This window comes from Streptomyces cyaneofuscatus (assembly GCF_000718135.1).
Lineage (GTDB): Bacteria > Actinomycetota > Actinomycetes > Streptomycetales > Streptomycetaceae > Streptomyces > Streptomyces cyaneofuscatus.
Genome location: NZ_JOEM01000010.1, coordinates 73,663 through 94,490, shown reverse-complemented (window position 1 = coordinate 94,490; position 20,828 = coordinate 73,663). Strand labels below are relative to the sequence as shown.

General features: G+C 72.3%; 20 protein-coding genes and 1 pseudogene. 11 read left to right on the top strand and 10 right to left on the bottom strand.

Annotation, left to right across the window (positions count from 1 at the left end):
* Nucleotides 1-46 precede the first annotated feature (46 nt).
* Together tuf and IF17_RS0118635 are read right to left on the bottom strand one after the other, a co-directional pair.
* Nucleotides 47-1,222: an elongation factor Tu gene (gene tuf, locus IF17_RS0118645; RefSeq protein ID WP_030567357.1), complete on the bottom strand. Its 1,176-nt coding sequence runs from the start codon at nt 1,220-1,222 to the stop codon at nt 47-49.
* 293 nt (nt 1,223-1,515) lie between these two features.
* Entirely contained in the window at nt 1,516-2,232 is a 717-nt protein-coding gene (locus tag IF17_RS0118635) for a DNA alkylation repair protein (RefSeq protein WP_030567355.1), read from the bottom strand.
* Between the two features lie 49 nt (nt 2,233-2,281).
* Here IF17_RS0118635 and IF17_RS0118630 point away from each other — a divergent pair, with 49 nt between their 5' ends.
* Both IF17_RS0118630 and IF17_RS0118625 read left to right on the top strand, forming a co-directional pair.
* Entirely contained in the window at nt 2,282-3,004 is a 723-nt protein-coding gene (locus tag IF17_RS0118630) for a TVP38/TMEM64 family protein (protein WP_030567353.1), read from the top strand.
* Nucleotides 3,005-3,201: 197 nt separating this feature from the next.
* Nucleotides 3,202-4,074 (top strand): undecaprenyl-diphosphate phosphatase, encoded by an 873-nt coding sequence (locus IF17_RS0118625; protein ID WP_018516128.1) that lies wholly within the window; start codon nt 3,202-3,204, stop codon nt 4,072-4,074.
* A 117-nt stretch (nt 4,075-4,191) separates the two neighbouring features.
* On the opposite strand, the gene IF17_RS0118620 is transcribed toward IF17_RS0118625, so the two are convergent.
* Nucleotides 4,192-4,749, bottom strand: a complete 558-nt coding sequence (locus IF17_RS0118620) for an AAA family ATPase (protein WP_030567350.1) — start codon at nt 4,747-4,749, stop codon at nt 4,192-4,194.
* Between the two features lie 168 nt (nt 4,750-4,917).
* Between IF17_RS0118620 and IF17_RS0118615 the strand changes: the two genes are divergently transcribed.
* Genes IF17_RS0118615 through IF17_RS0118600 form a run of 4 tightly spaced genes read left to right on the top strand, consistent with a single transcriptional unit; the run spans nt 4,918 to nt 9,206 of the window.
* Complete coding sequence (locus tag IF17_RS0118615; RefSeq protein WP_030567348.1) at nt 4,918-5,658, top strand: class I SAM-dependent methyltransferase; 741 nt, start codon at nt 4,918-4,920, stop codon at nt 5,656-5,658.
* The gene (locus tag IF17_RS0118610; RefSeq protein ID WP_030567346.1) at nt 5,655-6,755 is read left to right on the top strand and encodes a pyridoxal-phosphate dependent enzyme; all 1,101 of its coding nucleotides are present in this window, start codon (nt 5,655-5,657) and stop codon (nt 6,753-6,755) included. The genes IF17_RS0118615 and IF17_RS0118610 overlap by 4 nt, the downstream gene beginning before the upstream one ends.
* Complete coding sequence (locus tag IF17_RS0118605) at nt 6,752-7,978, top strand: ATP-grasp domain-containing protein (RefSeq protein ID WP_030567344.1); 1,227 nt, start codon at nt 6,752-6,754, stop codon at nt 7,976-7,978. Before IF17_RS0118610 ends, IF17_RS0118605 begins: the two co-directional genes overlap by 4 nt.
* Nucleotides 7,979-7,985: 7 nt before the next feature.
* The gene (locus IF17_RS0118600; protein WP_030567342.1) at nt 7,986-9,206 is read left to right on the top strand and encodes an MFS transporter; all 1,221 of its coding nucleotides are present in this window, start codon (nt 7,986-7,988) and stop codon (nt 9,204-9,206) included.
* Here the strand turns inward: IF17_RS0118600 and IF17_RS0118595 are convergent.
* Together IF17_RS0118595 and IF17_RS0118590 are read right to left on the bottom strand one after the other, a co-directional pair.
* Complete coding sequence (locus tag IF17_RS0118595) at nt 9,195-9,851, bottom strand: sigma-70 family RNA polymerase sigma factor (RefSeq protein ID WP_030567340.1); 657 nt, start codon at nt 9,849-9,851, stop codon at nt 9,195-9,197. The two genes, IF17_RS0118600 and IF17_RS0118595, sit on opposite strands and share 12 nt — an antisense overlap.
* Nucleotides 9,852-10,031: 180 nt before the next feature.
* Entirely contained in the window at nt 10,032-10,682 is a 651-nt protein-coding gene (locus tag IF17_RS0118590) for a hypothetical protein (RefSeq protein WP_030567338.1), read from the bottom strand.
* A gap of 221 nt (nt 10,683-10,903) precedes the next feature.
* Here IF17_RS0118590 and IF17_RS0118585 point away from each other — a divergent pair, with 221 nt between their 5' ends.
* The 4 genes from IF17_RS0118585 (at nt 10,904) to lnt (ending at nt 15,112) form a co-directional block, all read left to right on the top strand.
* Nucleotides 10,904-11,938, top strand: a complete 1,035-nt coding sequence (locus IF17_RS0118585; protein ID WP_030567336.1) for a ferric reductase-like transmembrane domain-containing protein — start codon at nt 10,904-10,906, stop codon at nt 11,936-11,938.
* A 36-nt stretch (nt 11,939-11,974) separates the two neighbouring features.
* Nucleotides 11,975-12,841, top strand: coding sequence for a universal stress protein (locus tag IF17_RS0118580; RefSeq protein ID WP_030567334.1), 867 nt, complete (start codon nt 11,975-11,977; stop codon nt 12,839-12,841).
* Between the two features lie 72 nt (nt 12,842-12,913).
* Nucleotides 12,914-13,393: a nuclear transport factor 2 family protein gene (locus IF17_RS0118575; RefSeq protein ID WP_030567332.1), complete on the top strand. Its 480-nt coding sequence runs from the start codon at nt 12,914-12,916 to the stop codon at nt 13,391-13,393.
* 123 nt (nt 13,394-13,516) lie between these two features.
* On the top strand, nt 13,517-15,112 hold the full coding sequence (gene lnt / locus IF17_RS0118570) for an apolipoprotein N-acyltransferase (protein ID WP_106980210.1): 1,596 nt from the start codon (nt 13,517-13,519) through the stop codon (nt 15,110-15,112).
* Here lnt and IF17_RS0118565 read toward each other — a convergent pair.
* Complete coding sequence (locus IF17_RS0118565) at nt 15,033-15,941, bottom strand: Gfo/Idh/MocA family protein (protein WP_030567328.1); 909 nt, start codon at nt 15,939-15,941, stop codon at nt 15,033-15,035. The two genes, lnt and IF17_RS0118565, sit on opposite strands and share 80 nt — an antisense overlap.
* Nucleotides 15,942-16,068: 127 nt before the next feature.
* On the opposite strand from IF17_RS0118565, the pseudogene IF17_RS1000000139490 reads away from it, so the two are divergent.
* Nucleotides 16,069-16,326 (top strand): annotated as a pseudogene (locus IF17_RS1000000139490) (mycothiol transferase); the annotation flags it as partial.
* Nucleotides 16,327-16,954: 628 nt separating this feature from the next.
* Here IF17_RS1000000139490 and IF17_RS0118550 read toward each other — a convergent pair.
* From IF17_RS0118550 to IF17_RS0118535, 4 genes are all read right to left on the bottom strand, one after another.
* Nucleotides 16,955-17,467, bottom strand: a complete 513-nt coding sequence (locus tag IF17_RS0118550; protein WP_373036976.1) for a hypothetical protein — start codon at nt 17,465-17,467, stop codon at nt 16,955-16,957.
* A gap of 113 nt (nt 17,468-17,580) precedes the next feature.
* A complete protein-coding gene (locus tag IF17_RS0118545; protein ID WP_030567324.1) occupies nt 17,581-18,264 on the bottom strand; it encodes a uracil-DNA glycosylase in 684 nt (227 codons plus the stop codon).
* A 108-nt stretch (nt 18,265-18,372) separates the two neighbouring features.
* On the bottom strand, nt 18,373-19,953 hold the full coding sequence (locus tag IF17_RS0118540; protein WP_030567322.1) for an ABC transporter substrate-binding protein: 1,581 nt from the start codon (nt 19,951-19,953) through the stop codon (nt 18,373-18,375).
* 118 nt (nt 19,954-20,071) lie between these two features.
* Nucleotides 20,072-20,827, bottom strand: a complete 756-nt coding sequence (locus IF17_RS0118535; protein ID WP_018516145.1) for an SDR family oxidoreductase — start codon at nt 20,825-20,827, stop codon at nt 20,072-20,074.
* Between the last annotated feature and the right edge of the window lies 1 nt (nt 20,828).

Here is a 20,828-nt window from a genome sequence, read left to right as displayed (position 1 = left end):
ACCGCCCGCCACCCCCGAACCGAGGGGTGGCGGGCAGCAGGCGGTCTCAGAGCAGGCCGGTCACCGTGCCCGCGCCGACCGTGCGGCCGCCCTCGCGGATCGCGAAGCCGAGGCCGGACTCCAGCGGGACGTCACGGCCCAGCTCCACGGTCATCGTGACCGTGTCGCCGGGGCGGGCGACCGCCGTGTCGCCGAGGTCGACGTCGCCGACGACGTCCGCCGTACGGATGTAGAACTGCGGCCGGTAGCCGGTGGTGACCGGGGTCGACCGGCCGCCCTCCTTCGTCGACAGCACGTACACCTGCGCGGTGAACCGGCGGCTGGGCACCACGCTGCCGGGCGCGGCCACGACGTGGCCGCGGCGGACCCGGTCGCGCTCGACGCCGCGCAGCAGTAGCGCCACGTTGTCCCCGGCCTCGGCGGACTCCATCGGCTTGCCGAAGGTCTCCAGGCCGGTGACGACCGTCTCGATGTCCGCGCTCAGCACCGCGACCCGGTCCCCGACGCGGACGGTGCCGCGCTCGACCGCGCCGGTGACGACCGTGCCCCGGCCGGTGATGGTCAGGACGTTCTCCACGGAGAGCAGGAACGGCGCGTCGGTGTAGCGCACCGGGATCGGTACGTACGTGTCGACGGCGTCCAGCAGCCCCTCGATCGCCGCCGTCCACCGCGGGTCGCCCTCCAGCGCCCTGAGCCCGGAGACCCGGACCACGGGGACGGTGTCGCCGCCGTACCCGTGCGCGGAGAGCAGCTCGCGGACCTCCAGCTCGACCAGGTCGGTCAGCTCGGGGTCGCCCGCGTCGGCCTTGTTGAGGGCGACGACGATGTGGTCGACGCCGACCTGACGGGCCAGCAGGACGTGCTCGGCGGTCTGCGGCATGATCCCGTCGAGCGCGGAGACGACGAGGATCGCCCCGTCGAGCTGCGCCGCTCCCGTGACCATGTTCTTGATGTAGTCGGCGTGACCCGGCATGTCGACGTGCGCGTAGTGGCGGGTGTCGGTCTCGTACTCGACGTGCGCGATGTTGATGGTGATGCCGCGCTGGGCCTCCTCGGGGGCCCGGTCGATCCGGTCGAACGCGACGTAGGAGGTGGAGCTGCCACCGCGCTCGCTGAGGACCTTGGTGATGGCGGCGGTGAGCGTGGTCTTGCCGTGGTCGACGTGGCCCATGGTGCCGATGTTGAGGTGCGGCTTGGTGCGCACGTAAGCCGTCTTGGACATGGCTCGTTCCTTTGAGAACTCGAAGCTGAGAGAGAGAAGACCCCAGGGCCCCGCCGACCCTCCCCTTGCGGGGTCCGCCGGACTGTCGGGGGAGGGTCAGCTTCGGGCGCCGCCGATGGGCGCTGCGGCAGCGACGAAGGCTGCGGTGGTGGCTGCGACCATGTCGTTCACGGCAGCCTTCGGCGCGGCCGCGACTGCGGGCCGTGCTGCGAGGAAGGCGTACCGGAACATGCCCTGATCATGTCCGGGCGGGACCGCCGCGTCGAATGGTTTTCCGGTGGCTTCCCCGCGCCTCAGAGGTTCTTGAGCGCCTCGCGCACCGACAGCGGTGACAGGTGGTCCCGGGCGCCCTCGACGAAGTCGCGTACGGCGGTGGGATCGGTCTTCGCGTACTCCCGCAGCGCCCAGCCGATCGCCTTGCGGATGAAGAAGTCCGGGTGGTCCGCGCGGCGCAGGCAGTAGCCGAAGAGCCGGTCGGTGTCGGTGGCGTCCTTGTAGCGGAGCTGGTGCAGCAGGGCGGTCCGGGCGGCCCACAGGTTCTCGTCGTCGATCCACCGGTCCATCGCGCGGGCGAGCGCCGGGTCGGCGGAGACCAGCGGCCCGGCGACATGTGCGGCCAGCAGATCGACCGTGTCCCACCAGGGGGTGGTGGTGACGAGGTGGTGCAGGACGGGCAGGAACCCGGAGGAGCAGGAGGCCACGTACCGGCGGAGGTAGTCGACGGCGAAGTACTGGTACTCGCGCTCGGGCAGCCCCCAGCAGCGCAGCGCGATCGCCGTGCAGTCCCGCTCGTCCGGCCGCTCGGTGCCCGCCAGCACGGCCTTCGACAGGGCCCGGCGCCGTGGGGTGGGGATGCCGAGGAACGGGGCGATGTGCTTCATGTACGCGGCGGCGCCCTCGGCCCGTACGGGGTCGGCGGCCGGGGCGTACAGCTCGGTCAGCCGGGCGAGGACGGTGTCGGCGAGCGGGCTGTCCGGTGCGGCGGGGGCGGGGGCTGCGGCGGGGTCCACGCGACGCACATTACGACGATCAGACACCGTTTTCGGTTACTCTCCCCGAATGTTCGACCCCGTCCCCACCGCCCGGCCCGCCGGCGCCACGGCCCTTCGTCGTTCGAAGGGGCTGCTCTCCCCCTGGTCCCGGTTCTCGCTGCTCGTCGCCGTGCTGCTCGGCGCCGCTTCGACGATGCTGCTGTTCGAGCCACAGAGACTGCTGGCGTCGGGCTGGCCGGAGCAGCTGACCGGCGGCGGTGCGGCGTTGCTGTTCGGACTCGCGTACGGGGCGCTGACCGTGGCGTTCGTGCCGCGTCCGCTCCTCAACCTCGCGGCGGGGGCCCTCTTCGGCGCGCAGTTGGGCCTCGCGGCGGCCCTGGCGGGGACGGTGCTCGGTGCGGGCGTCTCGTTCCTGCTGGGCCGGGTGCTGGGCCAGGACGCGCTGCGCACCCTGCTGCGCGGCAAGGTGCTCACCGCCGCCGACGGGGTGCTGAGCCGGCACGGCTTCCGCTCGGTGCTGGCGCTCCGCCTCTTCCCCGGCGTCCCGTTCGCCGCCGCCAACTACTGCGCGGCGACCTCCCGGATGGGCTATCCGCCCTTCCTGCTGGCCACCGGACTCGGCTCCATCCCGAACACTGCGGCGTACGTCATAGCGGGCAGCGAGGCCGCCTCGCCGACCTCGCCCCTGTTCCTGGCGGCGATGGGGTTCATCGTGGTGTCCGGTCTCGGCGGTGCGCTGGTGGCCTGGCGCAAGCGCCACCGGCTCGGCCGGGACACGCCGGACAACTGAACGTGCGGCGGCACGTGGATGACCGCTGCGGTCATCCTGGCGTTCACCTACAGGCGATACGCTTCCCGCGACCTCGATGTCCGCGGCCGCACTCCGTAGTCCGCACGCCGTAGTCCGCACTCCGTACGCCGCACTCTGCCGACGGGCCCAGTCGTCCCTGGCCGATGCACGATCATTTCCGGGATGGCCGAAGCCCCATGAGCTGGTTCGAATCATTCGTCCTGGGACTCGTTCAGGGACTGACCGAGTTCCTGCCGATCTCCTCCAGCGCCCATCTGCGGCTGACGGCCGCGTTCGCCGGCTGGCACGACCCAGGGGCCGCCTTCACCGCGATCAGCCAGATCGGCACGGAGGCGGCGGTGCTGATCTACTTCCGCAAGGACATCGCCCGGATCGTGTCGGCCTGGTTCCGCTCGCTGACGGACAAGGAGATGCGCGCCGACCACGACGCCCAGATGGGCTGGCTGGTCATCGTGGGCTCGATCCCCATCGGGGTGCTCGGCATCACTCTCAAGGACCAGATCGAGGGACCCTTCCGCGATCTGCGGCTGATCGCGACGACGCTCATCGTCATGGGCATCGTCCTCGGCATCGCCGACCGGCTGGCCGCACGCGACGAGGACGGCGGCAAGCACCGCGCGGTGAAGGAGCGCAAGACGCTCAAGGACCTGGGCATCCGGGACGGTCTGATCTACGGCTTCTGCCAGGCGATGGCGCTGATCCCCGGTGTCTCGCGCTCCGGCGCGACCATCAGCGGTGGTCTGCTGATGGGCTACACCCGTGAGTCCGCCGCCCGCTACTCGTTCCTGCTGGCCATCCCCGCGGTGCTCGCGTCGGGCGCGTACGAGCTGAAGGACGTGGGCGAGGGCCATGTCTCCTGGGGGCCGACGATCTTCGCGACCGTCGTGGCGTTCTTCGTCGGATACGCCGTCATCGCGTGGTTCATGAAATTCATCACGACCAAGAGCTTCATGCCCTTCGTCTACTACCGGGTGGCCCTCGGCATCCTCATCTTCATCCTCGTCTCGACCGGTGCGCTGAGCCCGCACGCGGGTGAGTCGGCGGGCTGACGTCTTCCGTTGTGCGGCCCCGCCCGGGAGCAGCCGGGCGGGGCCGATCCAGCAGCGCAGCAGCCAGCAGCGCGGATAGATGTCACCACCGTAGAACGGGGGTCTGACAATGCCGGTTCAGCGGTCCGTGAGGCCCGTCGCCGCGAGGACCGCGTCCACCGTCTCCTCGACCGTCAGCTCCGCGTTGTCGATCCAGACGCCTTCGCCGGTCAGTTCGGCGCGCATCGCCGTGTCCAGGAACGACCAGTCCGTGGTGAGCTTCTTGTCCCTGGCGAGGTTGCGCTCCCCCGCCTTCGCGGCGCCCGGGGCGAGCACCACGCAGTGCAGCGGCCCGACGGCGATCTGGCGGCGGTAGAAGTCGAGGTGGGCCCGGCGGACGACCACGTCGTCGATGACCGGCAGGAACCCGGCGCTGACGAAGCTGTCCGCCAGCAGGCAGGCGTTGCGGGCCCGGAGGAAGATCTGCCGGTCCGCCTCCTCGTCCCGCTCCGGGGAGGGCCGGCGCCCGCCCGTGACGATGAGCTCCTGGAGGGTGTCCACCTCGATGTGGGCCGCGGCGGCGAACCGGGCGGCGAGCGCGGCGGCCACGGTGGACTTGCCGCTGCCCGGGATACCGCTCAGCAGGACGGCTCCCGCCGCCGGTTCGGTGTCCACCGGCACTTCGGTCCAGCTCATCGTCCTCGGCTCCCTCCGCGGGCGGTCCGGCCCGTCTCCGCCCGGTGATCGTAGGACACCTCCCGGGCGGGAACTTCCCGGCCCGGGCCGCCGACTACTGGAGGACGAGCCCGGCGAACAGCCGCGGCGGCACGTCGGCCCACGAGGGCCGGGAGGAGGCCGAGAGGCATGCACTGGTACGAGGACGAGACGCTCTGGTCCGATTTCGCCTCGACGATGTTCCCGCCGGCCCGGGCCGAGTCCGCCGCCGCCCTCGTCGCCTCCTCGCCCCTGCTGGACTTCCCACCGGGTTCACGGGTGCTGGACCTGGCGTGCGGACCGGGCCTGTTCGTGGTGCCGCTGGCGGCGCGCGGGTACGCGGTGACCGGCGTCGACCTCTCGCCCTCGATGCTGGAGCGGGCCCGGAACACATGCGACGCGGCGGGGGCCGAGGTCCGCCTGGAGCGGGCCGACATGCTCACGTACGCGGAGCCCGGCGCCTTCGACGTCGTGCTGAACGTCTTCACCTCGTTCGGCTACTTCGAGGACGCCGAGGACAACCTCCAGGTGCTCCGCAACGCCCACGAGAGCCTGGCGCCCGGTGGTCAGCTGCTGGTCGACGTGATGGGCAAGGAGGTGCTGGCGGGCTGGATCGGGCGGCCGAAGGTGGTGGACCTGCCGGACGGTGCGTACGTCGTCCAGCGCGACACGGTCCTCGACAGCTGGCGGCGGCTGCGCACCGACTGGACGCTGGTGCGCGGGAGTTCGGCCCGCACCGCGTCCATCCACTCCTGGCTCTACTCCGCCGCCGAGCTGCACGCCCTCTTCGAGGAGGCGGGCTTCACCGACGTGGAGTGCTTCGGCGGCTTCGACGGTTCGGGGTACGACCAGCACTCCGACCGGCTCATCGTCCGCGGGCGGCGCAAGTGAGGTCCGGGGCACGGCAGTCCGCCGCCACCGCGACCGTCCACGAGCACATCACCGACGCCGTGAAGACCCCGGATCTGATCCGGCTGGACGGTGAGGTGGTGCTCGCACGGTTCGAGACGATGAAGGTGTACGCGGCGCTCGGCGCGGTCCGTTCGCTGCTGCGCCGGGGCCGGGTGGTGCCCGGACAGACCTTGGTCGACAGCTCCAGCGGCATCTACGCGGTGGCGCTCGCCATGGCCTGTCACCGCTACGGGCTCCGCTGCCACATCGTGGCCTCCACCACCGTCGACGCCACGATGCTCGCCCAGTTGGAGATCCTCGGCGCGACCGTGGACCAGATGCCGCCGTCGCAGAGCCTGCGCCTGGACCAGGAGCTACGCGTACGCCATGTGCGGCAACTCCTCACTGAGCGGCCGGACTTCCACTGGATGCGGCAGTACCACGACGCCGTGCACCACGAGGGGTACCGGGAGTTCGCCGAACTCCTCGACGCCTCCCTGCCCGAGGGCCCGCTGACCGTCGTGGGCGCGGTCGGCACGGGTGCCTCGACCGGTGGACTGGCCCGCGCGCTACGGGAGTCGGGTCGGGCGGTGCGGCTGGTGGGGATCCAGCCGTTCGGCAGCGTCACCTTCGCCAGCGAGCAGTTCAGCGACCCGGAGGCGATCATCGCGGGCATCGGCAGCTCCATCCCCTTCGGGAACGTCCACCACGAGCTGTACGACACCGTGCACTGGCTGGACTTCCGCCATGCCATGGCCGGAGCGGTCGGACTGCTGCGCCGGCACGCGGTGTTCGCCGGGCTCTCCACCGGGGCGGCGCACCTGGCGGCCTCCTGGGAGGCGGCCCGCGACCCGGGCCGGCTGCACCTCGTGCTGGGCGCCGACACCGGACACCGGTACGCGGAGCGGGTGTTTACCCGGCACGCCGAGGCGCTGGACCCGGCCGGACTGCGGCCCCGCCCGATCGCGTCGCTGGACGCCCTGCGGCCGCCGTGGTCGGTGATGGAGTGGGGCCGGCGCGCCGCACCCGAAGCCGCCCGCCTGCCCGAACAGGGCGGCGCCCCCGCCCCCGTACCGACCGTGGAGATGCAGCCATGACGATCGCCGCTCTGGAGTCCCTGTCCTTCGGGCTCGGCCGGATGGCCGAGGCCGCCGCGGAGACCGGGCACCGGCTGTGCCTGCTCACCGGTGACCGCTCGGTGTACCGGCACGAGCTGGCCACCCTGCCCGCCGACGCGCTGGACGTCGTCGATGTGGACACCGACGACCCGGAAGCGGTCCGCCGGGCGCTGGCCGCCCTCCCGTCCCTGGCCGGGCTGATCAACACGACGGACACCTGGAGCGTCCCGGCCGCCTCTCTCGCCGCCGAGCTGGGGCTCCCGGGGCCGGACCCGGAGGCGGTCCGGCTGCTGCGGGACAAGCGCCGGGTCCGGGAGGCGCTGTACGAGCGGGGGCTGAGCCGGTCGGCCGCCGTGGTCGTGGAGCCCGGGCCGGAGGGGGCCGAGGCGGTCCTGCGTACGGTCGGACTGCCCGCCGTGCTGAAAGACTCGGCGGGCACCTCGTCGCGGGGCGTGTGGATCGTGCACGACGGGGAGGCGCTGCACCGGGCGCTGGCGGAGGCGGAGCAACAGCCTTTGAAGGGTACGCTGTTCGCGGAGTCGTTCCTCGCCGGTCCGTTGTACAGCGCGGAGACCCTGAGCTGGGAGGGGACCACCCGGCTGCTGGGGGTGCTGAGCCGCCAGACGTCCCGGTCGGCGGTGGTACGGGAGGAGGTCGCGGCCTTCCCGGTGGCGCTGCCGGACGGGGAGCGGGACGCGATCGAGGCGTGGGTGGGGCAGGTCCTCGAAGTGGCGGGGCACGGGCGGGGGTTCGCCCATGTGGAGTTCATCCTGACCGCCGAGGGGCCGGAGTTGGTGGAGGTCAACCGGCGGATCGGCGGTGCGCTGGTCGGCGAGGTGCTCTGCCGGACGCTGGGCACCAATGTGTACGCGGCGATGATGGAAGAGGCGCTCGGCCGCCGCCCGACCCTGCTGGACGCCCCGCTCGAAGGCGGTCAGGGCCCCGCGTACGGCTTCGTCCTCGTCTACGCGGACCGGCCGGGCGTGCTGAAGGGCTGGCATGGTCTGGACGAACTCGCGGCCTTTCCGGGGTCCGTGGAGTGGTACCCCGTCCGCGAACCCGGCGAGACCCTGGCCCATGTGGGCGACCAGCGGGGGTGCACGGGCATGGTGCTGGCCGAGGCGGCGACGGCGGAGCTGGCCCAGCACCGGGCGTGGAGCGCGGCGGTCCGGGTGCGTCCGGTGATCGCGGACACGCCGTGAGGGCGGGGTGAGCGCCGAACGCCCTCCGGAAAAAAAGCGGTTCACCACTCCGCAAGGGTTTCTGCTGGCGGGCTCGTTCCTGATCACGCTGGGCAGCTTCGCCGTGCTGCCGTACATGTCGGTCCTGCTGCACCAGCGGCTCGGTCTCGGGCTCGGCACGGTCGGCTCCGTCCTGGCGGTGGCCTCACTGATCCAGTTCGCCGGGGGTGTGGTCGCGGGTCCGGTCGCCGCGCGGATCGGGCTGCGGCGGTCGATGCTGCTGGCGCTGACCCTGCGGACGGCCGGATTCGCCGCGTTCGTACCGGGGTTGACCAGCCCCGTCCTGGCGATCGGCGCGCTGTTGCTGGTGTCGGCGGGTGCGGCGCTCTACCTCCCGGCCAACAAGGCCTATCTGGTGGACGGTTCACCGGACGCGGACCGGCCGCGGCTGCTGTCGGCGAGCAGTTCGGCGTTCAACGCGGGGATGGCGCTCGGCCCCCCGGCCGCCGCGCCGCTGGTGATGGGCTCCCCCGGGGTGCTTTTCACGTGCGTGGCGGGACTGTTCGCACTGGTCGGGGTGGGGCATGCGTTCCTGCCGAGCGAGGAGGGGCGGCCGGAGAAGGCCGCGCCCCAGGAGCCCTCACCCGGCGAACGGCGGTCCGGTCTCTCGCCGTTCCTGGTGACGGTGGTGAGCGTCTACGCGTTCATGTTCTTCCAGCACTACCTGGCGCTGTACGCGGTCCCCCGGACCTCGGCGGGCTTCTACGGCGTGGTCCTGATGGGGTACGCGGCCCTCCTCGTCGTGGCCCAGCCGATGCTGGCGGAGTGGATCGCCGCGCTGAGCTACCCGGCCGCGCTGCGGTGGGGGTTCGGGGCCATGGCGGCGGGGATGGCGGCCATCGCCGGGGGCGGGCACACGGGCGTCGCGGTGGGCGGGGCGCTGATCTGCCTGGGCGAGATCGTGCTCTTCCTGAAGAACGACCTGGAGGCGCTGGCCCGCAGCTCCGCGCCTCCGGCCACCGTGTTCGGGCGGCAGCGGCTCGCGGCGGGCATCGGGGCGTTCGCCAGCGGGGTGGTGGGCGGTCAGCTGTACGCGGCGGCGGAGTCGGCCGGTTCGGCGCGGGCGTTCTGGGTGGTGGTCTGCCTCCAGTGCCTGCTGCTGCCGGTGCTGCTGATGTACGGCGGCCGCCGTACCGCCCGGAGCCGGTCGGAGCCCCGGGCGGAGACGGCCTCGGAGCTACGTGGCTGAACCTGCGGCCACCGTCACCCGCTCCCCCGGTTCCGTACGCCACTGCCCGGCCAGCTCGCGGCGGGCGCGCGCCACGCGGGAGCGCACCGTGCCGACGGGGCAGCCCGCCGCGTCCGCCGCCTCCTCGTAGGAGAGCCCGAGCACCTGGGTGAGGACGAAGGCCTGGCGGCGCGCCGGGTCCAGGTGGCCGAGGGCGTCGAAGACCGCGACGGACTCGTCGAAGCCGGGGAGGTGGCGCGGCTGGGCCCGTTCCGCCGCGCCCTGCCAGTCGGCGGTGTCGGCGGTCCGGGGGCGAACGGCGGCGGTGCGGTGGCGGTCGATGACGACGCGCCGGGCGATGGAAAGGAGCCAGGTGCGGGCGCAGGAGCGTCCGGCGAAGCGGGCCAGTCCGCTCATCGCCCGCAGGTAGGTCTCCTGGGCGAGGTCGTCGGCGCCGGGGACGTCGGCGCTGAGGTAGGCGACGAACCGGCGGACGTCCTCGTAGGTCGCCCGGACGAAGCGGTCGGCGGCCTCCCGGTCGCCGCCGCCCGCGGCCAGCGCCCAGTCGGTGATCTGGACGTCGTTCTGGCGGGTGGCGTACACCCGGGGCCGGGGCGCCGGGGTGACGGGCGGCCCGGCGGGGAGGGGGGTGGCAGTAAGGGTCACAGCAGTCCTTCGCGTCCTGGCGGAGCCCTGGCGTGGTCATCGCCCGGCTCCGCGTGGCCGGCCGCGCGGACGGGCCCTGGGGGCGGGTCCGGCGGTACCGGCATGCCTGACACGGGTGTGGGCGCGAGCGCACACCCGTACCGCCACCGGGTCACACGGAACCGGGCGGGCGGCTGGAGGTCACAGGGAGGGGACGGGAAGCGGTGGACCGCGCCGGGAGATGGCGTGCAGGGCGAGGAGGTCCTGAAGGCGGCGGCCCGGCCGGCGGCGGGCGCGCGGCCGAGAAGGCGAGATCCCGTCGAGGGGCGTCGCCGACCAGAGGCGCCAGGCCGTCCGCAGCGGGGTCCGTACGAAGTAGGCCAGGCAGCGGCCCAACCGGGCGAGCGCCATCTCGCCGCGCCACAGCCACCAGCCGCAGATCAGCCCGGCGACGGCGTGGGAGGCGGCCATGCCGGTGGTGAACACCGAGGCGTCGAAGGCCGCGAGCAGCTCCATCCGGTGCGAGACGTCCCCGGCCGGGCCCGCGTGGGTGGCGTGGGGCATCGCCCCGTGCGCGTGGTGTGCTCCCCCAGTGGCGTACGCGGTGAAGTAGGCGTGCAGCCCCAACTGGCCCAGGACATGGGCGGAGACGGTGACCAGGGCGTTCCGTTGGTGGCGGGCGAGTAACCAGCCCGCGGCGGCGACCGGTACGAGCACGGCCAGCAGGGGCGGCAGCGGCAGGGGGCCGCCGGACATCAGGGCATGGCCGAGCCCGGACACGGCGACGCACACGACCGCGAACAGCGCGGTGCGGGCGAGGCGGAGTGCGGTTCCGGCTCCCATGGCGGCCATCGTGCCAGCCTCCCCCACCTCGTGGAGAAGACCAGCAGATGCGGAAACAGCGGGAGTTCACCCCGTTTGCCCCAGGCGTCATCCCTGTGATTCATGTCACACAACCATCGGGGGAACTTTCGCCTCTCCCCCACCGACTGCTCCAACAACGCGTCCGCATAAGCCTCGTGGCCCGGGGCCGACGCATCCGCCCCGCCAGTCGACGCCCCCGAAGAGGCCGCATGACGAACCAGACCCCCGCACCCGAACCGGCAGCGGCCGCCGAACTCCCCACCGCATCCCCCGCGACCGAGACCGAGACCGACGCCACGCCGGACGCCCAACTCCCCGGCCCCCGGCAGCCCCGTACCGCCCAGCGCACCACCCTCCGCTCCGACCTGCGCGCCTCCTGGCCCGACGGGCTCGTGGCGCTCCTGGTGACGGCGGCCGTCTTCGTCCTGCTCTACATACGCATCCGCAACAAGACCTCCTCCACGGTCTCCGTGATGCCGTTCATGGCCGACGCGGGCGGCTTCTGGATGTACTTCCTCAGCCAGGCGTTCGGCTGGTCCGCGCTGCTCTGGGCCTGGGGCACGGTCATCCTCGGCCTCCTGCTCTCCGGCCGGCGCCCGGGCCGCCTGCCGCTCTCGGGATCCCGCCTGGAGCGCCTGCACCGCACCACGAGCCTCAACACCATCGCGCTGATCACCGCTCATGCGCTGCTGTTCGGCGCCGAGTTGTTCCGGCACTCCACCGACGCCTGGAACTCCGCGCTGGGCACCGCCTTCGTCGAGACGTTCGTCCCGGGCGGCTACACCTCGGGGACCGGCCAGATCGCCATCCCGATCGGCCAGGCGGCGCTGTACCTCGCGATCCCGCTCGGCCTGCTCTTCTACGTACGCCACCGCATCGGCCCGAAGACCTGGCGCGTCCTGCACCGCTTCGTGATCGTGGTCTACGTGCTGAGCGTCTGGCACACCCTGCTGTACGGGACGAACGTCTGGTACGACGGCTGGTTCCGCACCAGCGTGTGGCTGCTCCAGCTGCCGATCGCCGCCCTGCTGCTCGTCCGGCTGCTGCGCCCGGCCCGCCGCTCCGAGAAGCTGCCCCTGACGCCCGGTGCCGCCGTCTCCCGGACGGGCTGGGCGCTGCGCCTGGGCGGCCGGCTCGCGGTGGTGGGGGTCGTGGTGGCGCTGGTCGTGGTGGTGGTCAGCGGGAGCGACGGCGGGCGGACCGTGCCGCCGGACGACACCTCCTCCAGCCACAACCACGACTGACCGGCGCTTTTTGCCCACCGCCGTACGCTCGGGTCCATGACCACTCATGATCTTCCCGTGATCGCCGCCGTCGACGGTTCCACCCACAGCCGGCAGGCGCTGGACTGGGCCGCGCGCGAGGCCGCGCGGCGCGACCTGCCGCTGCTGATCGTCCATGTCCGGCCGCTCACCCGGAACGTCGACGAGGAGACCGGGCAGCACGAGGCGGACGAACTGCTCGCCGAGGCCGTACGCCGGAGTGAACTGGTCGCACCGGCGTCACGGCCCTCGACGCTGGCCCCGCTGGACTTCCCGGCGGCGGCTCTCGTCTCGCTGAGCCGGGACGCGTCGATGGTCGTGGTCGGTTCGCGGGGGCTCGGCGGCTTCCGGTCGCTGATGATCGGCTCCAACAGCCTGGCCACCGCGTCGATGGCGAACTGCCCGGTCGTCATCGTGCAGGACGGCCGCTCGGACGAGGACGACCGGCCCGAGGACGAGGAGGCGTACTCCGACATCGTGGCGGGGGTGGCCGCCGACGAGAGCAGCGAGGCGGTCCTGGAGTTCGCCTTCGCCACCGCGTCCGCCCGGCCCGGCGCACGGCTGCGGATCGTGCACGGCTGGACGATGTTCTCCTCGATGCTCGCGGGCGGACCGGTCTTCGACCGGGAGTCCGCGCAGGGCTCGGCCGAGCGGGGCCTAGCCGAGGTGACCTCCGGCTGGCAGGAGCGGTACCCGCAGGTGGAGGTCGTACGGGAGCCGGTCAACGGGTCCGCCTCGCGCACCCTGGTGACGGCCTCCGCCACGGCGGCCCTGACGGTGATCGGCCGCCGGAAGGGCGGGGAGTCGCTCGGTCTCGGCCTCTCCCCGGTGGCCCAGACGACGGTCACGCACGCGCTGGGCCCGGTCGCGGTCGTGCCCTGCTGACCGGGTGGGCGGTCATCCGCCCGACCGCGCAGGCCCCTTGGCGTGGCGGGCGGCTTGACCGAGACTTGACCGATGACACAGCGTGTGGCACTCGCGACCGTGATGGACCGGCTCGCCATCGATGATGTGATCACCGGGTACGCCGTGACCGTGGACGACGGCGACTGGCCCGCCTACGGAGCCCTGTTCACCCCGGACGGCCGCGCCGACTACACGGGCGCGGGCGGCGTGGAGGGCCCGGCGGACGAGATCGCGCGCTGGCTCACCGGCACGATGCGCCTCTTCGCGATCCGCCAGCACCTGATCGTCAACCGGCGCATCGACCTGGAGGACCTCGGCGGCTACCCGGGCGACCGGGCCCAGGTGCGGGCCGACTACCTGAACCCGATGCGCCTGGCGCGGAAGGGCGAAGCCTCAGGGTCCGGTGACACCGCCCCCGACTTCGTCTCCGGCGGGCGGTACACCTTCGAGCTGCACCGTACGGACCCGGGCTGGCGGATCCGTACGGTCACCGTCCACGAGAAGTGGCGCCGGGCGCCCGGAGCGGCCTGAACCGCACCCGTCGGCCGGGGGTGTCCTGTGTCCCCCGGGGATCACCTCCCCCACACTGGGTACACAGAGCTGACCTGGCAGATCACGCGGCTGCTCACCCACGTGGGACGAGGAGGGCACGGCATGCCGATGCGGGGCGGAAGGGTTCCGGCGTCCGGCTGGGGCCGGGGGGCCCTGGCGCTCCTCGCCGGGGCGCTGCCCGCGCTCGCGTTCCCCGCCCCGTCGCTCTGGTGGCTGGCCTATGTCGCGCTCGTCCCCTGGCTGCTGCTGATCCGCTCGGCGGGGACGACGCGCCGGGCGGCGCTGGACGGCTGGATCGGCGGCACCGGCTTCGTCATCGCCGTCCACCACTGGCTGATGCCGAGCCTGCACGTCTTCATCGTGCTGCTGGCCGCGCTGCTCGGCTTGCTGTGGGCACCCTGGGGCGTGCTGGCCCAGCGGCTGCTCGGCGGCACGCCCTCCGCGCTGCGGGCGGCCGCCGCGGTGGTGGCCGTGCCGTCGGGGTGGCTGGTGATCGAGCTGGTCCGCTCCTGGGAGGGGCTGGGCGGGCCCTGGGGGCTGCTCGGCGCGAGCCAGTGGGAGGTCGCCCCGGCGCTGCGGGTGGCGTCGGTGGGCGGGGTGTGGCTGGTGAGCCTGCTGGTGGTGGCGGTCAACACCGCGCTCGTCCTGCTGACGGTCGCGCGGACCGGGGCCCGGACGACGGGCGGGGTGCTGCTGGTCGTGTGCGCGCTGACGGTGACCTTCGTGTGGGCCTGGGCGCCGCAGCCGGTGACCACGGGGACGGCCAGGATCGCCGTCGTACAGCCGGGTGTCATCTCCGGCCCCGGGAGCGTGGAGCGGCGGCTGGCCCGGGGTGAGGAGCTGACCCGTACGGTGGCGGGCCGGGACGTCGACCTCGTGGTGTGGGGCGAGAGCAGCATCGGGGCGGGCGCCTGGCGGGACCCGGAGACGGCACGGCGGCTCGCGGCGCTCTCCCGGCAGACCGGGGCCGACCTGCTGGTCAATGTGGACGCCCGGCAGACGAACGGCTCCGGGCGGAGCGGGATCTTCAAGTCGGCGGTGCTCGTGGGACCTGACGGGCCGACCGGGGACCGGTACGACAAGATGCGCCTGGTGCCGTTCGGTGAGTACATCCCGGCGCGCTCCCTGCTCGGCTGGGCGACCTCGGTGGGCAAGGCGGCGGGCGAGGACCGGCTGCGCGGCGACCGGCAGGTCGTGATGACGCTGCCCGACGGCGACGAGCGGCTGCGGATCGGTCCGCTGGTCTGCTTCGAGTCGGCGTTCCCCGACATGAGCCGGCGGCTGACCCGGGACGGCGCCCAGGTGCTCGTCGCGCAGTCCGCCACCTCCACCTTCCAGGAGAGCTGGGCACCGGCCCAGCACGCCTCCCTGGGGGCGCTGCGGTCGGCCGAGAACGGCCGCCCCATGGTGCACGCGACGCTCACCGGGATCAGCGCCGTGTACGGGCCGCGCGGGGAGCGGATCGGGACGCCGCTCGGTACGGACGAGAGCGCGGCGGCCGTGTACGACGTACCGCTGACGCGCGGCACCACGCTCTACGTCCGCTTCGGCGACTGGGCGGTGTACGGGGCCCTGGCGGCGCTGGCCGCCCTGTGCGCCGCCGAGGGGCTGCGGGCGCTCAGGAGGAGGCCTGCTCCAGGGAGTCCCGGACGATCCGCTCGCACAGCTCATGGGTCGCCAGAGCGTCCTGAGCGCTGAGCACCTTGCCCGCGCGGACCGCGTCCAGGAACGTGTGGACGCACGCCTCGATGCCGCGCTGGCGGGCCACCGGCACCCAGTCGCCGCGCCGGCGCATGCTGGGCTGGCCCTTGTGGTCGACGATGTCGGCGAGGTTGAGGACCTGGCGCTTGGTGTCCCGGCCGGAGACCTCCAGGATCTCCTCGGTCGACCCGTTCAGCCTGTTCATCATCCCGATCGCGGTGAAGCCGTCGCCGGAGAGCTGGAGCACCACGTGGTGCATCAGGCCGTCCACGATCCTGGCCCGCACGGTGGTGTGGTCGACGGGTCCCGGGGCCAGGAAGCGCAGGGTGTCGACGACGTGGATGAAGTCGTCGAGCACCAGGGCGCGGGGGTCCTCGGGCAGCCCGACGCGGTTCTTCTGCATCAGGATCAGCTCGCGGGGGTGCTCGGCGCACTGGGCGTAGCCCGGCGCGAAGCGGCGGTTGAAGCCGACGGCGAGGCTGACACCGCGCTCTTCGGCGAGGTTCACCAGCCGCTCGGACTCCGCGTACTCGTAGGCGATCGGCTTGTCGACATAGGTGGCGACCCCGGCTTCGAGGAGCCGCTCCACGATCTCCGGGTGGACCGCCGTCGGGGCGTGCACGAAGGCCGCGTCGAGCCCTTCGGCGAGCAGCGAGTCCAGAGTCGTGTGGCGGGCGGCGGCCGGGATGCGGTGCGTGTCGCCCACCGCGTCGAGCGTGGCGGGGGTACGGGTCTGGAGGTGCAGCTCGACCCCCGGCACGGCGCTCAGCACCGGCAGATACGCCTTCTGCGCGATGTCGCCGAGCCCGATGCAACCGACCTTCACAGGGGTCTCCCTCTCGCCGTGCGGAAGTTCCGTCAGTTCCGTTGCCCGGCAGCATACGGGGCCGCCGTCCTGCCGCTTCCGGCGGCCGCCAGGAAAGAAATGCCTGGCCAGGGTCGTGATCATGCTCCAGGAGGACCCGGACGGGGACTTCAAGGTGACGGAGTCCACCACCTGGGCCGGGACGGAGTCCGTGTGGCGGGCGGAGATAGCGGCGGCCCGCAAGAGCGCCGCCGGGTACGGCCTGGACGACTTCTCGCAGGGTGTCGGCTCGGCGGGTGAGCCGTTCAGCCTGCGCTGGATCCACACGCACATGATCGAGGAGTACGCCCGGCACAACGGCCACGCCGACCTGGTGCGGGAGCGCGTCGACGGCGCGACGGGCGACGGACGGGTCCGGCTGCCCGCGCGCGCCCGTCCGCCCTCTGACTCCGGGCCGGGGCGCCGTGCTGACCGGGTCACTCGTGCGGGCCATTCCTCGCCCACGGGCTGCCCGGGCGGCTGCCCGCAGCGCAGAGTTACCCGCGTGCAGCGAACCAGATTCACCACGAAACTCCTGGTCGGGGTGGCCGTCACCGCCGTCTCCGGTTGTGTGTCGGTCGATCCGGAGGCGGGCCCGCGGCAGCCTTCGACGACGGAGAGCAGCAGAGCGGCCCAGGACGTGTTCCCGCAGGTGGTGCAGCCACCCGGGCGGGAGGCGCTGGAGACCATCGTGGAGCCGAGCCCCTCACCGGGCAGGCCCGCCTCCCCCGCGCCTCGCTCCTCCGCGGAAGCCCGGCGGGCGGGGCCTCCCCCGGCACCCCGGCCGCCGGAGCGGGCCGCGCCACCGCCCCGGCGGACACCGCCCCGGCAGGTCCCGGTCATCCCTCCCGGCGTGCTGCCCGCCCTGCCGCAGACCCGGGGCGGCGGCCTGCATGACGTGTGCGCGCTCGGCCGGGGATACGGCGGCTGGCCCGCGGGCAGCAGGGAGGCCCGGATCTGCGAGGAGACGTACGGGCGGTGAAGCCCGCCGGGGCTCACACCCCCCGCATCCGCTCCTCCAGCCGCTCGATGGCGGCCCGCACTCCGGCGTCGTAACCGCTGTATCCGCCGTATGCCCCCTGCCCGGCGGGCCCGCCGTCCTCCAGCGCGTCCGCCGCGTCGCGGGCCTGGCGCAGGTGGATACGGGCCGCGTCGGGGCGCTGGAGCTTGAGGTAGTCCGCCGCCAGGTTGAGGTGGAGCGAGGGGTAGAGCGCCTGGACCGCCAAGGAGTCCCGGTGCTCGGCCGGCCGCTCGCCGCTCAGCCCTTCGGCGGCCGTCAGGGCCCGCAGGTCCCAGGCGAGCTCGTCCCCGGGGTCGTCCTGGGTGTCCGCCATGTAGTGCGCGAGGGTGCAGCGGTGCAGGCCGTCACCGTCGGCGCCGAGCTCCGACCAGAGAAGGCCGAAGCGGTTGCGGGCCTCCTCCCGGTCACCGCCGTGGAGCAGCATGACCGCCTGGCCGATCCTGGTCATGACGGCGTCCTCGGACGACGCCTCCTGCTGCTGCTCCACCACTGCGGTCTCCTCTGGCCCGTCCCGGCCGGTCGTGGTCCCGGTCCTTCCCGACGCTAGCGCCGGGCCGGGGCAATACGGCTGAGGCACGGGCTCCACGGCCCGGTCGGGCCTCAGCCGAGATTCGGGATGCGCCAGTCGATCGGCTGGTGGCCCTGGGCCGCGACGGCCTCGTCGATCTGGGTGAAGGGCCGCGAGCCGAAGAACTTCTTCGCGGAGAGCGGGGAGGGGTGGGCGCCCTTCACCACGACGTGGCGCTCCTCGTCGATCAGGGGGAGCTTCTTCTGGGCGTAGTTCCCCCAGAGGACGAAGACGGCCGGGTCGGGCCGCTCGGCGACGGCGCGGATCACCGCGTCGGTGATCTTCTCCCAGCCCTTGCCCTTGTGGGAGTTGGCCTCGCCGCCGCGCACGGTGAGCACCGCGTTCAGCAGGAGCACGCCCTGCTGCGCCCACGGCATCAGATAGCCGTTGTCCGGGATGGGCAGGCCGAGCTCCTCCTGCATCTCCTTGTAGATGTTGCGCAGGGAGGGCGGCGTCTTCACGCCGGGCCGCACGGAGAAGCAGAGCCCGTGCCCCTGGCCCTCGCCGTGATACGGGTCCTGGCCCAGGACGAGGACCTTGACCTTCTCGTAGGGCGTGGCGTCGAGGGCGGCGAAGACCTGCTCGCGCGGCGGATAGACGGGCCCCTTGGACCGCTCCTCCTCGACGAAGTCCGCCAGCTCCTTGACGTACGGCTTCTGCAGTTCTTCGCCGAGGACGCCGCGCCAGGACTCGGGCAGCAGGTCGATATCGGTCACGTCCACAACCTCCGGTGAGCAACAGGTTCTTGATCCCAGAACCTACCGCCCGCCACTGACAACGGGCCCGGGGAGACCTGCTCCCCGGGCCCGCGCACCTGCTACCTGCTACCAGCTGGCCTTGCGGTACAGCTCCCACATCTGCATGACGGTCTGCGGGTCCAGTGCGCGCTCGCCGCCGCCGATGTCCTCGCCGGAGGCCACGTACAGCTTGCCCTGCCAGAGCGGCAGCAGCCGGACGTCGTCGACGAGGATCTGCTGGGCCCGCTCGAACTGCTTGCTGACCGCGCCCCGGTCGCTCTCCTGCCGCGTGGCCGGGATGAGCTGCTGGGTGATCTCCTTGTTGCGGTACGGGGTTCCGGTGACGCTCTCCTCGCCGACGAACGGGGCGATGAAGTTGTCCGGGTCCGGGAAGTCGGGGAACCAGCCACGGCCGAAGACCGGGTACTCGCCCTGGGTGAAGCCCTCCTGGAAGGTCTTCCAGGGGGCGCTCTCCAGCGTGATGTCGAAGAGCCCCGTCTTCTCCAGCTGCCGCTCCAGCTCCTCGAACTCGGGCTGCGTGGAGGAGCCGTACCGGTCGGTGGTGTACCAGAAGGTCATCTTCACCGGAGCGGTGATCCCGGCCTCGGTGAGGATCTCCTTCGCCTTCTTCACGTCCGGGTCGCCGAAGGTGTCGAAGAAGCTGGTGGTGTGCCCGGAGATGCCCTTGGGGATCATCGAGTAGAGGGGTTCGGCGGTGCCCCGGTAGACCTTGGCGACCAGGGCGTCCCGGTCCACGATGTGGGCGATGGCCTTGCGGACGGCGGGCTTGGCGGCGGCCGGGTCCTTCGGGTTGAAGACCAGGAAGCGGATGTCCGCGCCGGTGGTCTCGATGATCTGGAGGCCGTCGTTGCCCTCCTTCTTGTCCTCCAGGCCGACGACCTCCTCGGCGGTCAGACCGCGGTAGGTGGCGTCGATCTCCTTGGCCTTGAGCGCGTTCACCATCTCGCCGGACTTCTCGAAGTACCGGATGGTGACCGCGTTGTTCTTCCGGTTGGCGAAGCCCTTGTAGTCGGGGTTCTTCGTCAGCTCCGCGGAGACACCGGCCTCGTAGGAGTCCAGGAGGTAGGGTCCGGAGCCGGTGATCTTGCCGTCGTCGCGGATCTTGTCCTTGGGGTAGTCGCCGGGGGCGACCAGGGACATGGCGGGCGTGGCCAGGATGAACGGGAAGGTGGCGTCGGACTTGTTCAGGTGGAAGATGACGGTGTCGTCACCCTTGGTCTCGATCCGGTCGAGGGAGCCGAGCATGCCGGCCGGGCCGCCCTTGAAGTGGATGTCCACGACACGGTCGATGGAGTGCTTCACGGCCTGGGCGTCGAGCTTCTCGCCGTTGGAGAACTTGAGGTTCTTCTTGAGCGTGCACCGATAGGCCATGCTCGTGGCGTCGGTGAACGTGCAGGTGTCGGCCGCGTCCGGTTCGGGGCTCGTACTGCCGGTGGGGAAGCTCACCAGGGTCTGGTAGATGTTCCGCATCAGCTCCCAGGAGCCGTCCCAGGCCGCCGCGGGGTCCAGCGTGGACGGGGAGCTCGTCGTCCCGACGGTTATCTTCTGGTTCTCTTCCGATCCGCTGTCGGAAAGAAGACCGCAGCCGGCCAGCAGAGAAAGGGATGCTAGGGCTGCAGCGGCCTGCAGACTGGCCCGGTAGAACACGTGCACGCTCCTCGATCAGCCATGGGTCGGCAGACCATACCGCAGCGCCCCGCCGGACCAATCCGTCGGTCCGGCGGGGCACTTGAGTCAATCAGGGCCAAAACGGTTCAGGCTGCTCTCAGCCCACGCCGGCGTTGAGGAAAATTCCTCCGTCGACCACCAGGGTCTGTCCGGTGATCCAGTCCGACTGTGCCGAGGTCAGGAAGGCCGCGGCACCCCCGATGTCCTCGGGCACACCGAGCCTGCCGAGCGGATAGGCGGCGGCCGCCTCCGCTTCCCGGCCCTCGTAGAGCGCCTCGGCGAACTTCGTCTTGATCACGGCGGGAGCGATCGCGTTGACCCGGACGACCGGCGCGAACTCGTGCGCCAGCTGGGCGGTCAGGTTGATCATGGCCGCCTTGGACATCCCGTACGCGCCGATGAACGGCGAGGGGGCGACGCCGGCGACGGAGGCGATGTTGACGATCGCCCCGCCGTTCTCCTTCTGCCAGGCCTTCCAGGTCTGCTGGGCGAAGCCGAGCGCCGAGATCACGTTGGTCTCGTAGACCTTGCGGGCCACGTTGAGGTCGAGCTCGGCCATGGGGCCGAAGACCGGGTTGGTCCCCGCGTTGTTCACCAGGTAGTCGACCCGGCCGAACGCCTCCATGGTCCGCTCGACCGCAGCCGCCTGGTGGGACTCGTCGTGGGCCTTGCCGGGGATGGCGATGACCCGGTCGGCTCCGAGCCGCTCCACGGCCTCCTTGAGGGCGTCCTCGCCCCGCCCGGTGATGGCCACCCGGTCGCCGCGCGCGACGAGCGCCTCGGCGATCCCGTAGCCGATGCCCCGGCTCGCGCCCGTGATGAGGGCGACTTTTCCGCTGTCCTGCACCGTCATG